Source organism: Streptomyces sp. NPDC044719 (assembly GCF_056433405.1).
In genome coordinates, this window is sequence record NZ_JBWKHE010000003.1 from 585,736 (window position 1) to 598,640 (window position 12,905).

9 protein-coding genes are annotated in these 12,905 nt (G+C 68.3%); 1 reads left to right on the plus strand and 8 read right to left on the minus strand.

Translation table 11 applies throughout. The features are described from left to right. Positions 1-4: 4 nt before the first annotated feature. Positions 5-676 (minus strand): DUF4097 family beta strand repeat-containing protein, encoded by a 672-nt coding sequence (locus AC07DF_RS14175; RefSeq protein ID WP_478970372.1) that lies wholly within the window; start codon positions 674-676, stop codon positions 5-7. A gap of 225 nt (positions 677-901) precedes the next feature. Between AC07DF_RS14175 and AC07DF_RS14180 the strand changes: the two genes are divergently transcribed. Further along, complete coding sequence (locus AC07DF_RS14180) at positions 902-1,657, plus strand: GbsR/MarR family transcriptional regulator (protein ID WP_478970374.1); 756 nt, start codon at positions 902-904, stop codon at positions 1,655-1,657. An 85-nt stretch (positions 1,658-1,742) separates the two neighbouring features. Here the strand turns inward: AC07DF_RS14180 and AC07DF_RS14185 are convergent, their stop codons facing one another. From AC07DF_RS14185 to AC07DF_RS14215, 7 genes are all read right to left on the minus strand, one after another. After that, entirely contained in the window at positions 1,743-2,933 is a 1,191-nt protein-coding gene (locus tag AC07DF_RS14185; RefSeq protein WP_478970376.1) for a cytochrome P450, read from the minus strand. 309 nt (positions 2,934-3,242) lie between these two features. After that, the gene (locus AC07DF_RS14190) at positions 3,243-3,875 is read right to left on the minus strand and encodes a potassium-transporting ATPase subunit C (protein ID WP_478970378.1); all 633 of its coding nucleotides are present in this window, start codon (positions 3,873-3,875) and stop codon (positions 3,243-3,245) included. Positions 3,876-3,900: 25 nt separating this feature from the next. Next, entirely contained in the window at positions 3,901-6,033 is a 2,133-nt protein-coding gene (gene kdpB / locus AC07DF_RS14195; RefSeq protein WP_478970380.1) for a potassium-transporting ATPase subunit KdpB, read from the minus strand. Then, positions 6,033-7,730 (minus strand): potassium-transporting ATPase subunit KdpA, encoded by a 1,698-nt coding sequence (gene kdpA, locus AC07DF_RS14200; RefSeq protein WP_478970382.1) that lies wholly within the window; start codon positions 7,728-7,730, stop codon positions 6,033-6,035. The genes kdpB and kdpA overlap by 1 nt, the downstream gene beginning before the upstream one ends. Before the next feature lie 6 nt (positions 7,731-7,736). Further along, a complete protein-coding gene (kdpF, locus tag AC07DF_RS14205; RefSeq protein ID WP_037672136.1) occupies positions 7,737-7,826 on the minus strand; it encodes a K(+)-transporting ATPase subunit F in 90 nt (29 codons plus the stop codon). A 216-nt stretch (positions 7,827-8,042) separates the two neighbouring features. After that, entirely contained in the window at positions 8,043-9,884 is a 1,842-nt protein-coding gene (locus AC07DF_RS14210; RefSeq protein WP_478970385.1) for an APC family permease, read from the minus strand. A 469-nt stretch (positions 9,885-10,353) separates the two neighbouring features. Continuing rightward, positions 10,354-12,312: an APC family permease gene (locus AC07DF_RS14215; RefSeq protein ID WP_478970989.1), complete on the minus strand. Its 1,959-nt coding sequence runs from the start codon at positions 12,310-12,312 to the stop codon at positions 10,354-10,356. Positions 12,313-12,905 lie beyond the last annotated feature (593 nt).

A 12,905-nucleotide genomic window follows, 5' to 3' on the forward strand; every position in this document is an offset into this window, starting at 1 on the left:
TTCTTCACAGGCCGCGGGCGGTGATGTCGCCCTGGCCGGTCGTCGCGTGGATGGTCAGGGCGGCGGCGTCGCCGTCGGCGTTGTTGAGCGCGTTGTGGATCCGGCCGTAACCGGTGCCGGCGTCCAGGGAGGCGGATACGCCGCGGGCGACGCCGACCGTCACGTCGCCCATCTGGGTGCGCAGCACGACCGGGCCGGTGGTGGCCTCGGTGATGTGGATGTGGCCCTTCTGGGTGCTGATCTCCGCGGGCCCGGTGAGGCGGCCGACCGTGATGTCACCGGCGGAGGCGGTCAGGCGGACTCGCGCGGCCTCGTCGAGCTTGACCGGGCCGTACGCGCCCTCGGCGACGACGTCGCCGAGCCGCCCGACGCCCCGGATGCCGGAGGCGGCGGCCTTCGCCTCGACGTGGGAGCCGGCGGGCAGCTGGACCGTCACCTCGACCGACCCGGACGGGCCGAAGTACTGGTTCTTCGCCGCCGGGGCCTCGATCCGCAGGACGCCGTCGGCGTAGACGACCGTGGCCTGCTCGGCCGCCTTCACGTCGCGGCTCTTGGTGGCGTCGGCGGGGAGGACCTCGACGGTGGTGTCGGCCCGGTCGGCGGCGATGAACCGGATGAGCCCCGCGGGGATGTCGAGGACGGCGGAGACGGGGGCGGGGGTGTCGAACTTCTGCATCGTGCTCTCCTTGGTGGCGTCGTTTCTGACAATGGAAAAGCTACGTTGCGTTCGAAGATTCGGCAACTAGTTCATTGCGTCTAGTTTGTATTAATGCAGTTCAGAGCGCAGTTTTCGTTGCGATGGGATGAGATTTAACGCAACAAGAGAGAGTCGATGTGTTGCATTGGAGTGTGGGTGAACGCTACGCTGACGGCATCAGGTGAAGCGTGAAGGGAGATCGCAGTGCCGGGAGGCAGGCTCAGTCAGCAGGAACGTCAGCAGATCGCCTCGGGGCTGGCCGACGGGCTTGCCTATGCGGAGATCGCCAGACGTCTCGACCGACCCACTTCGACGATCACGCGCGAGGTGATGCGCAACGGCGGCCCCACCGCCTACCGTGCCGACTTGGCTCACCGCGCGACCGAACGCCGCGCCCACCGGCGCAAGCGCACCCCGTCCCGAGGGCAGGGGGCACCGGTGCAGGGCTACGGGCGTGACGACGAGGCGGTGCGCGAGTACGAGGAGGAGTTCACCACTCTCTTCATGCGACAGGGCGTTCCCAAGATGACAGCCCGGGTGCTGACCTGCCTTTTCATCACCGACGCGGGCAGCCTCACCGCGGCCGAACTCGTCCAGCGTCTGGAGGTCAGCCCGGCGTCCGTCTCCAAGGCGGTCGCGTTCCTCGAGGAACAGGGCCTCATCCGCCGGGAGCGCGACGAACGCCGTCGCGAGCACTACTTCGTCGACGACGACGTCTGGTACCAGTCGACGATCGCCAGCGCCCGCGGCGTCGCCCAGGTCGCCGAGACCGCGCGGCAGGGCGTCAGCGTTCTCGGCCCCGGTACCCGGGCCGCCGCCCGCCTCGAAAACATCGCCCGCTTCAGCGACTTCATCAGCGAGAGCATCCTCCGCGCAGCGGAACAGGCCCGCGAAGTCCTCTACACGGCACCCGAAGAGAGCTCGGGCGACACTGCCACATCGGGTTCAGAGCGCGGATAGGGCGAGGCGGGCGCGACCGTCGCAGGCGAACATCCGCAGCGGTGGGGGGGCGACCGTACGGGAACTCCCCGTCACCGGTTCGCGGTCACGCGTCCCAGGTGACAGGGAGGCTCTTCACGCCGTAGATGTCCGCGGTCTCCGGGCGCAGGCCGACTTCTTCGGCCGGTACGGCCAGGCGCAGCGTGGGGAAGCGCTTGAGCAGCGCGGAGAATGCGATGCGCATTTCGATGCGGGCCAGCTGCTGGCCCAGGCACAGGTGGATACCGTGCCCGAAGGCCAGGTGCCCGCCGTCCTGCCGGTGGAGGTCGAGCACGTGGGGATCGGTGTAGCGCTCGGGATCGCGGTTGGCGGTGTGGTACGACAGGACGACCGTCGTGCCGGCCTCGATGCTCTGGCCGCCCACCTCGACGTCTTCCAGAGCCGTCCGCATGAACGACTTGGCGACGCTCAGATACCGCAGAAGCTCCTCCACGGCCTGGTCGGTGAGCGCTGGATCGGCGCGCAGCGCGGCCAGTTGGGCCGGGTTCTGCAGCAGCGCGAAGGTACCGAGGGAGAGCATGTTCGCGGTGGTGTCGAACCCGGCCGCCAGCAGGATCAGGCTGATCCCCTGAAGCTCCTCATCGGTCAGGTCGCTGTCGGTGAGTTCGCTGAGCACGTCGTCGGTGGGGTTCGCGCGCTTGGCGGCCACCAGCTCCGCGAGGTACTGCTGGGTCGCGGTGTAGGCCGCTATCAGGTCCTCGTCGCTGGTCTCCCCTCCCATGAACGTGTCGATCTGTTCCTGGAACGAATCCCGGTCCTGGTACGGCACTCCGAGGATCTCGCAGATGATGATGGTGGGGATGGGCTTGGCGAACGCGGTCACCAGGTCCGTCGGCGGGCCGGTCTTCTCCATCGTGTCCAGGCACTCGGTGGTGATCTGCTCGACGCGCTCGGCGAGCAGCCGCATCCGGCGTGCGGTGAACTTGCCCACCAGCGGTTTCCGGTAGCGCCCGTGCTGTGGTTCGTCCATGAGGAGGAACTCTCCGGGCGGTGCCGGAGGAAGCTCGAAGTCGACGACGTTCATGAGGTCCTTGCGCGAGCTGAACCGTGGGTCGGCCAGGACCGACCGGACCAGGTCGTATCCGGTGATCAGCCAGCCGGGCTTTCCGCCGGGGTGGGTGTAGCGGCTGATAGGTCCGTGCCGGCGGGCGTCGAGCAGCTCCGCGGGCGGGTCGAAGGGGCAGCCGGACTGACGCTCCGTCGGCGGTGTCGTGACGGTGTGGAGGGATTCGCTCATGGCCATTCCTCATCTCGCGAGAGCACGTGGTTGACGCATTTCGAAAGCTACGTTGCGTTTGAAATGTCGTCAATCACATGAATGGCGATGATGCAGCTAGGCTGAGGCAAATTGATGCAATGAGCCGAAGGGTGAATGCAACGTTGCGTTGCAATGATGACGGGTGAAAGGAGGTGCGGAGTCCTGCCCGGAGCGCGGTTGGTCCGAGGTCGAGCATCTCCACGTCGGGCTGACGGGCGGTGGCGAGACGGAGGGCCGTGGCGGAGGAAGAAGGTCCTCGTCTCCGCCGGCCCCCGCTCCTTCAGCTCGTCAGCCCTCGGCCACGAGGTCCTTGAGCGCGATGTTGAGTTCGAGCACGTTGACCCGGGGCTCGCCGATGAAGCCGAGAGTGCGGCCCTCGGTGTGGTCGTCGACGAGCCTCTGCACCTGGGCGACGGTCAGGCCGTTGCGCTCGGCGACGCGGTGGACCTGGAGGTCGGCGTAGGCCGGGGAGATGTCCGGGTCCAGGCCGGAGCCCGAGGACGTCACGGCGTCGGCCGGGACCTGGGACGGCTTGACCGTGTGGTCGGGGGTGGAGTTGTCCTTGACGACCTTCGCCTTGGCGTCCTCCACCGACTTGACGAGCTTGTCGTTGTCGGCGGACAGGTTGGTGGCGCCGGAAAGGATCAGCTTGTACTGGGTGTTGACCGAGTTCTCGCCGAGCCCGTTCGCCGGGCGGGGCTGGAAGTAGTCCAGGCTGTAGCCCTGTTGGCCGATCAGGGACGAGCCCACGACCCTGCCGTCCGCCTTGACCTCGGAGCCGTTCGCCTTGCCGGGGAACAGCCCCTGGGCGATGCCGGTGACGACCAGCGGGTAGATCACGCCGGTGACCAGGGTCAGCACGAGGAGGGCGCGCAGGCCCGCTCCGAGCAACCGGGCGGTGTTCACGACGGAGTTGTTCATGGTGCTTCACCACGCTTTCGAAGAATTACAGCCCGGGGATCAGGGAGATGAGCAGGTCGATGAGCTTGATGCCGATGAACGGGGCGATCAGCCCGCCCAGCCCGTAGATGGTGAGGTTCCGTCGCAGCATGCGGTCCGCGCTGACCGGCCGGTAGCGCACGCCCTTCAGGGACAGCGGCACCAGCGCGATGATGATCAGCGCGTTGAAGACGACGGCCGACAGGATCGCGGAGTCCGGCGAGGACAGGCCCATGATGTTGAGCTTGTCCAGGCCGGGATAGACCGCCGCGAACAGCGCCGGGATGATCGCGAAGTATTTGGCGACGTCGTTGGCGATGGAGAACGTCGTCAACGCGCCCCGGGTGATGAGGAGTTGTTTGCCGATCTCGACGATCTCGATGAGCTTGGTCGGGTTCGAGTCGAGGTCGACCATGTTGCCGGCCTCCTTCGCGGCCGACGTGCCCGTGTTCATCGCCACGCCGACGTCGGCCTGCGCGAGGGCCGGGGCGTCGTTGGTGCCGTCGCCGGTCATCGCGACGAGCTTGCCGCCCGCCTGCTCGCGCTTGATGAGGGCCATCTTGTCCTCGGGAGTGGCCTCGGCGAGGAAGTCGTCGACACCGGCCTCCTCGGCGATCGCCTTCGCGGTCAGCGGGTTGTCGCCGGTGATCATGACGGTCTTGATGCCCATGCGGCGCAGTTCCTCGAAGCGCTCCCGCATGCCGTCCTTCACCACGTCCTTGAGGTGGATGACGCCCAGGACGCGGGCCCCCCGTTCGTCGTCCACGGCGACCAGCAGCGGGGTCCCGCCCGCCTCTGAGATGCGGTGTGCGATCCCGTCCGCGTCCTTCGCGACCGTGCCGCCCTGCCCCTCGACCCAGGCGATGACCGAGGCCGTGGCGCCCTTGCGGATCTTGCGGCCGTCGACGTCGACGCCCGACATCCGGGTCTGAGCAGTGAACTCGATCCATTCGGCGTGCGCCAGCTCGCCCTGATGGCGCTCGCGCAGCCCGTACTTCTCTTTCGCCAGGACGACGACCGAGCGGCCCTCCGGCGTCTCGTCCGCCAGTGACGACAGCTGGGCCGCATCCGCGACCTCCGCTTCCGTGGTCCCGCGCACCGGCACGAACTCGGCGGCCTGCCGGTTGCCGAGGGTGATGGTGCCGGTCTTGTCGAGCAGCAGCGTGGAGACGTCACCGGCGGCCTCGACCGCCCGGCCCGACATGGCCAGCACGTTGCGCTGCACCAGGCGGTCCATGCCGGCGATGCCGATCGCGGACAGCAGCGCGCCGATGGTGGTCGGTATCAGACAGACCAGCAGGGCGATCAGCACCACCATCGTCAAGTGCGTACCGGCGTAGTCCGCGAACGGCGGGAGCGTGGCGCACGCGAGGAGGAAGACGATGGTCAGCGAGGCGAGGAGGATGTTCAGCGCGATCTCGTTGGGCGTCTTCTGCCGCGCCGCGCCCTCGACGAGGTTGATCATCCGGTCGATGAAGGTCTCGCCCGGCTTCGTCGTGATCTTGATGACGATCCGGTCGGACAGCACCTTCGTGCCGCCGGTGACGGCCGAGCGGTCGCCGCCCGACTCACGGATGACCGGGGCCGATTCACCGGTGATCGCCGACTCGTCGACCGACGCGACGCCCTCGACGACGTCCCCGTCACCGGGGATGACATCCCCGGCCTCGCACACCACGAGGTCGCCGATGGTCAGCTCGGTGCCGGGGATCCGCTCTTCCGAGCCGTCGGTGAGCAGCCGGCGGGCGATCGTGCCGGTCTTGGCTTGGCGCAGGGTGTCGGCCTGTGCCTTGCCGCGGCCCTCGGCGACCGCCTCCGCCAGGTTGGCGAAGACGACCGTCAGCCACAGCCAGACGCTGATCGTCCAGCCGAACCAGTCGCCCGGGTCCGTGAAGGAGAAGACGGTCGTCAGGACCGAGCCGATCCACACCACGAACATCACGGGCGACTTGACCATCACCCGCGGGTCGAGCTTGCGGAAGGCGTCCGGCAGAGACGCGACCAGTTGCCTGGGGTCGAAAAGGCCCGCACCGACACGGCCCTCGGCGGGCTTGGGCCCGGTGGGAGCGTCGCTGTGCGGCGCCCGGGTGGGAGTGGCTGTGGACATGGAGTCCTCTGACTTCTCTGTACGGGTGGTCATCACGCCAGCCCCTCGGCGAGCGGGCCCAGCGCGAGGGCGGGGAAGTACGTGAGACCGGTGATGATCAGGATCGCGCCCACCAGCAGGCCGGTGAACAGCGGCTTCTCGGTACGCAGGGTGCCCGCGGTCACGGGCACCGGCTTCTGCTCGGCGAGCGAGCCGGCCAGCGCCAGGACGAACACCATCGGCAGGAAGCGGCCCAGCAGCATCGCGAGCCCGGTCATGGTGTTGAACCAGTCGGTGTTCGCGTTCAGTCCGGCGAAGGCCGAGCCGTTGTTGTTCGCCGCGGACGTGAAGGCGTAGAGCACCTCGGAGAAGCCGTGCGCGCCGGAATTCAGCATCGAGTGCGGCGGGGTCGGCAGGGCCATGGAGACGGCGGTGAAGACGAGCACCAGTGCCGGGGTGATGAGTATGTAGCAGGCGGCGAGTTTGATCTCGCGGGTGCCGATCTTCTTCCCCAGGTATTCCGGAGTCCGGCCGACCATCAGGCCGGCGATGAACACCGCGATGACCGCCATGATCAGCATGCCGTAGAGACCGGAGCCGACCCCGCCGGGTGCGATCTCGCCCAGCATCATGCCGAGCATGGTGATGCCGCCGCCCAGACCGGTGAACGAGGAGTGGAAGGAGTCCACCGCTCCGGTCGAGGTGAGCGTGGTCGACACCGCGAAGATCGAGGACGCGCCGACGCCGAAGCGGACCTCCTTGCCCTCGTAGGCCCCGCCCGCGGCCTGGAGCGCCGGGCCGTGGTGGGCGAACTCGGTCCACATCATCAGGGCCACGAAGCCCAGCCAGATGGTGAACATCGTGGCGAGGATGGCGTAACCCTGCCTTACCGAGCCGACCATGACCCCGAAGGTGCGGGTCAGCGCGAACGGGATCACCAGGATCAGGAAGATCTCGAACAGGTTGGTGAAGGGCGTCGGGTTCTCGAAGGGGTGTGCGGAGTTGGCGTTGAAGTAGCCGCCGCCGTTGGTGCCGATCTCCTTGATGGCCTCCTGCGAGGCGACCGCGCCGCCGTTCCACTGCTGCGAGCCACCCAAGAACTGTCCGACCTCGTGGATGCCGGAGAAGTTCTGGATGACACCGCAGGCCACCAGCACGATCGCGGCGATCGCCGCCGCCGGCACCAGGATCCGCAGGGTGCCGCGCACCAGGTCGGACCAGAAGTTGCCGAGCTCACCGGTGCGCATGGGGGTCCCCCCGCTCGAGCGAAGCCGAGAGTGGGGGAGGGCGAAGCCGCGCACCAGCGCCACGGCGACCGCCATGCCGACGGCCGCGGAGACGAAGTTCTGCACGGCGAGACCGGCGGTCTGCACGACGTGCCCCATGGTCTGCTCGCCGTAGTACGACTGCCAGTTGGTGTTCGTCACGAACGACACGGCCGTGTTGAACGACTGCGCCGGATCGACGGAGGAGAACCCCAGCGAGCCGGGCAGAACGCCCTGGAGCCGCATCAGCAGATAGAGGAAGAGGACGCCGACGGCCGAGAAGGCGAGCACGCCGCGCAGGTATGCGGGCCAGGTCATTTCGGCGTCGGGGTTGGCACCGATGCCCTTGTAGACCCACTTCTCGACACGCCAGTGCTTGTCGGAGGAGTAGACCTTGGCCATGTAGTCGCCAAGGGGGATGTAGGCGAGAGCGAGCGCGGCTATGAGTGCGAGCAGCTGGAGCACACCGGCAAGTACGGGACCCATCGGGGCTCAGAACCTCTCCGGGAAGATCAGGGCGAGGACGAGATAGCCCAGCAGGGAGACGGCCACGACCAGGCCGACGACGTTCTCGGCGGTCACAGCTTCGTCACCCCCTTGGCGACGAGAGCCACCAGCGCGAACACCGCGAGCACGGTGACGACGAAGGCCAGATCGGCCATCGCGAACTCCTGGAGTGAGGTTCGGTGAAACGGACGCTTCGAGGAAAGCGCCGCTTTGGCCGGATCGGCCTCCCGTTGACGGCCCTCTTACGGCGGGACCCACGGCCTTGACGGAACTCTGACGCCGCCGCCTGGCTCAGAGGAGCCGGAAGCGGAGCCGGCAGATCACCGCGTCCGTCTCCCGCCGTACGGCGTGCGCGACGACCGCGCCCCGCTGGGTCTGCCACAGCCGCTGCCACAGCCGCTCCGGCTCGGTCTCCGGGATCAGCACGGTGACGCGCGTGCCCGGCTCGGCGGCGGCCACCCCACGAACGTACGCGGCGATCGGACGCCCCAGGCTGCGCCGCTCGCTCGACAACCGGACCAGAGGCACACCGGGATCCCATTCCGCCCAGGAGCGCTCCAGGGCGTGCATGTGAACCCGGTCCTCGGAGTCCGGGTAGCAGACGGTCACCGCACGCACCTCGTCGCCGAGGGAGGCGGCTGCCGTGAGGGCCTCCGAGGTCACCCTGGACAGCGACGAGACGGGAACGATCACCAGTGAGCGTTCGCGGTGCGGGGGTTCCGGAATGCGGCCGAGGCCGAGCCGCCCGCCGATCCGGGCGTAGGCGCGGTACACGGTCTCGAAGGAGACCACGAGGAGGGGCAGGGCGATCACGACCAGCCAGGCGCCCTCCTGGAACTTCTCCACAGTGACAACGACGGTGGCGAGACCGGTGAGCAGCGCGCCGAAGCCGTTGAGCAGCGCCTTGCCGCGCCACCCCACTCCCCGCTCCGCTCGCCAATGCCGGACCATGCCCACCTGCGCGATGGTGAAGCCGATGAAGACGCCGATCGCGAAGAGCGGCACGAGGGTGTTGGTGTCGCCGCCCGAGAAGACGAGCAGCGCGGCCGAGACGATGGCCAGAGCGAGGACGCCGTGCCGGTGGACCTGCCGGTCCGCCTTCAGGGCGAACACGTGCGGCGCGTAGTTGTCGCGGGCCAGCACCTTGAGCAGCACCGGCAGGCCGCCGAAGGAGGTGTTCGCCGACAGGGCGAGCAGCATCATCGTCGCGAACTGGATGACGTAAAAGGCCCAGTTGTGGCCGAGCGAGGCGTCCGCGAGCTGGGCGAGGACGGTGACGCCCTCGACCGGCTGGAGGTGGAAGCGCCCGATCAGCACCGACAGACCGATGAGCATCACGCCGAGGACGGCCCCGAGTCCGACCTCCGCGCGCTGGGCCCGCCTGACGCGCGGGACCCGGAAGGAGGGGACGGCGTTGGCGATGGCCTCGACCCCCGTCAGAGCGGCACAGCCGGAGGCGAAGGCTTTCAGCAGGAGCAGTGCCCCCACGGTGGTGGCGTCGTCCGCGACGACCGAGGCGTGCCCGTCCGCGGTCACCGTGCTCACGGGTTCGGAGCGGAACAGCCCGACGGCTATCAGGACGAGGATCGCGCCGACGAAGACGACCGTCGGCGCGATGAACGCCCTGGCGGACTCCACGATCCCGCGCAGGTTGACCCCCGTGATCACGGCGAGCACCGCCAGGCAGAGCCACAGCCGGTCGTCGTAGAGCGCCGGGAAGGCGGAGGTCAGCGCCGCCACTCCGGCCGTGACCGCCACGGCGACGTTCAGGACGTAGTCCAGGACCAGCGAGGCCGCGGCCACCAGACTCGTGCGCGCACCCAGGTGGGTCTTCGCGACCGCGTAGGAGCCGCCGCCGTCCGGGAAGGCCGCGATCACCTGCCGGTACGACGCCACCAGCACCGCCAGCAGGGCGGCGATGGCCAGCGTCACCGGCATGGTGAAGCCCAGGCCGTGGGCGCCCGCGGCGGCCAGGACGAGGACGATCGCCTCGGGCCCGTACGCCACCGACGCCATCGCGTCCAGCGACAGCGCGGCGAGCCCGGTGACGGTGGTCAGCCGGTGACGTTCACCGGTATCAGGGGGCTCTTCGCCGGCGGGGACGGCATTCGGCTCGGTGGTCAGGACGGACATGGATGCGAGCTCCTTCTTCCTCGGTCGCATCCAGGCTCGGCCCGTTACCCGCCATGCTGACGGTTCCTTGCGGCATCTTCGCACCCAACCGGCCGACCCTGACGTCCTCTTGACGGGCGGGTGACCTGAGCGGCTCCCGTGTGCCATCCGTGATGAGGTGCGTGACGGCTTCGGTGAGGTGACGAACGGCCTCGAGTGGACGCGGGACGTGCGGAGTGCCGGCCACGAGGGTGCGCGGAAGTCCGCCGCCGACGGCCTGCTGCTGTGCGGCGTGACCGCCATGCGGCGCGCGTCTCGCGGCGCGTGGAGCCGCTGCCTGACGTGCTGGTGTCGGCGTACGCCCGGGCGGCCGGGGGTTCAGGGCCGGTAGATCATCTCGATGAGACCGGCCGCAATCAGGGCCCAGGCGGCGAGCCCCAGAAGCCACAGCACTTCGGTCCGCCGCGATCCCCAGGCGGAGGTGACGGGCTCAGCCGCCGACGTGAATACCGGGACGGCGGTCCGGGTCGGGTTCGTTGCTGCGGATGATTTCGCGGGTGACGGGGGCGGTGTCACCGCGTCCGAGGAGGAAGTAACGGATCATGTGCACGAGGGGGCTGCCTTCGGCCCAGGCGAAGTAGCAGTGCGGCTGCACGTCGGTGGCGTCGCGCAGGGCGAGGAGGATGGCGGCGATGGCGTTGGGGGCGGCCGGCGCCTCGGCGCGCAGGATGCGGTAGCCGTCGACTTCGACGCCGTGGACGGTGAGGGTTTCGCTGAAGTCGGACGGGTCGACCACGTCGATCTCCAGGAAGAGCACGTCAGCGGGGCCCGGGACCGGGTTGGTGCCGCGTTGTTCGCGTTCCTTGGCGCTGTACTCGGCGGAGTCGCCGGCTTGGCGGCGGTTGGCGATGATGTTGATGGACTCGTCGTGGGCGAGGGTGTCGGCAATGAACCGGCGGGCGGCCTCGTCGAAGACGATGCGGTCGGCACGCAGTTCGGTGGTGCGCGAGACGCGGGAGATCAGCGACACGATGATGATGCCCATGATGAAGAAGCCGGAGATGGCGATGCCGTCGGGCTTGTCGACGATGTTGGCCACCAGAGCGTAGAGCAGCACCGCGGTGAGCAGGGCGAAGCCGACCGTACTCGCGCGACGACGATTGCGTGCCATGAAGACGGTCACGGCGAAGGCGCCGGAGACCATCATCGCCAGGATCCCGGTGGCGTAGGCACCGGCCTGGGCATCGACGTCGGCGTCGAAGGCAATGGTGATCAGGATGCACAGAGCGGTGTAGACGATGACGACCGGACGCACCGCGCGTCCCCATTCGGGGGCCATGCCGTAGTCCGGCAGGTAGCGGGGAACGATGTTGATCAATCCGGCCATGGCGGATGCACCGGCGAACCACAGGATGAGGATGGTGCTGATGTCGTAGGCGGTTCCGAACGCCTCACTGACATGCTCGTGGGCCAGCCAGGCCAGAGCCCGGCCGTTGGCCGCACCGCCGGGTTCGAACTCCTTCTCCGGGATGAGGACGGTGGTCACGAAGCTTGCGGCCAGCAGGTAGACGCTCATGATCACAGCGGCCGTGGTCAGAAGCCGGCGGGCATTGCGGATCCTCGAGCGAAGCCGCTGCTCGGCGTCGGCACCGTCGGCCGCCACGAGCGGCATCATGCTCACACCGGTCTCGAAGCCCGACAGCCCCAGCACCAGTAGAGGGAAGGCCAGCAGCGCCGGACCGGCAAGGTCACCGAAGCCGCCTCCGCCGTCGACGAGCGCGTCGGTCCAGGCCGACAGCGCGCCGTCCGTCGTGAAGACATGGACCAGGCCGACCGCGATGACGACCGCGTTGAGCGCCAGGAAGACGGCGACCAGCGGGATGGCGACACTGACCGCCTCACTGAACCCGAGCAGGAAAACACCTCCCAGGATCAGCAGCAGCCCCACGGTCAGGGCGACCTCGTGGCCGTGGAGCACGGAGGGGAAGAAGGGGTTCTCCACCACGTGTACGGAAGCGTCCGCCGTGGACAAAGTGATGGTGATGATCCACGAGGTGGCCACGAACCCGAGCAGGACCAGAACGAACAGCTTGCCCCACCAGAACGGCAGCAGATCCTCCAGCATGGCGACCGATCCCGCGCCGTGCGGACTCTCCTTCGCCACCTTCCGGTACATCGGCAGCATCCCCAGCAACGTCAACGCCACGATCAGCAGCGTCGCCAGAGGAGAGACGGCCCCGGCGGCCAAAGCGGCGATCGCCGGCACGTAGGCCAGACTGGAGAAGTAGTCGACCCCGGTCAGGCACATCACCTTCCACCAGGCATGTGGCTCGGCATGGCTCTCACCGGCCGCGGGCCCGACCGGCTGCACCCTGTGACGCAGCAGCCACCGCGCCGCCTTGCCTGTCGGCGGTGTCCGCAGAGCGGGACTGTCCACCGACTCCGGCATTATCGGCCGGTCGCCACCACTCATGTCCCCCATGCCCTTCCTTGTCTGTCCACCGAATCGGTCGCAGCAGCCACCGCCCTGACGCACCGCAACGGTCACCGAGTATGCGGCCTCCCTGCCCCGCCACCCAGTACCCAGGCACGTATGAGCCAGGCCGACGGCGGGACTTACGCGCCGACAGTGCGCTGACCGAGTTTCCAGGGGATGCGACGGCACCCAGCCGGCGGAGGAGCGGCTTCGTTCGATGCCCGGGCCGGGTGTGCCTCGGCAAGGAGCATCATGAGCGGCAGGGCGGTTACGGAGCGCGGCCGCTGCAGAGCGGGGCGGGCGTGGTCCAGAGCCCGATGGCCGCGGTGATGGTCTCGACGAGCGCCACGCCCAACTACATCTCTGCGTATGCGAGTAGCGCAGATTCGCATGTGTTGTGACGCGGGTCACGGAAAGTGCGTCTCGCCATTTGCGGCGCGCTGGCGCTTCGTCTCGGAACCCACCCTCAAATTGATCTAGACAATAAGCAAACCCCAGGTCGCTGACCTGGGGTTTCATCATGGAGCGGGTGACGAGAATCGAACTCGCGCTCTCAGCTTGGGAAG

Coding starts and splice junctions, on each gene's coding strand:
- AC07DF_RS14210 (WP_478970385.1), bottom strand. CDS start 9,884: ATGTCCGTCCTGACCACCGAGCCGAATGCCGTCCCCGCCGGCGAAGAG.
- kdpB (WP_478970380.1), bottom strand. CDS start 6,033: ATGACCACCCGTACAGAGAAGTCAGAGGACTCCATGTCCACAGCCACT.
- AC07DF_RS14175 (WP_478970372.1), bottom strand. CDS start 676: ATGCAGAAGTTCGACACCCCCGCCCCCGTCTCCGCCGTCCTCGACATC.
- kdpA (WP_478970382.1), bottom strand. CDS start 7,730: ATGGGTCCCGTACTTGCCGGTGTGCTCCAGCTGCTCGCACTCATAGCC.
- AC07DF_RS14190 (WP_478970378.1), bottom strand. CDS start 3,875: ATGAACAACTCCGTCGTGAACACCGCCCGGTTGCTCGGAGCGGGCCTG.
- AC07DF_RS14215 (WP_478970989.1), bottom strand. CDS start 12,312: ATGCCGGAGTCGGTGGACAGTCCCGCTCTGCGGACACCGCCGACAGGC.
- AC07DF_RS14185 (WP_478970376.1), bottom strand. CDS start 2,933: ATGAGCGAATCCCTCCACACCGTCACGACACCGCCGACGGAGCGTCAG.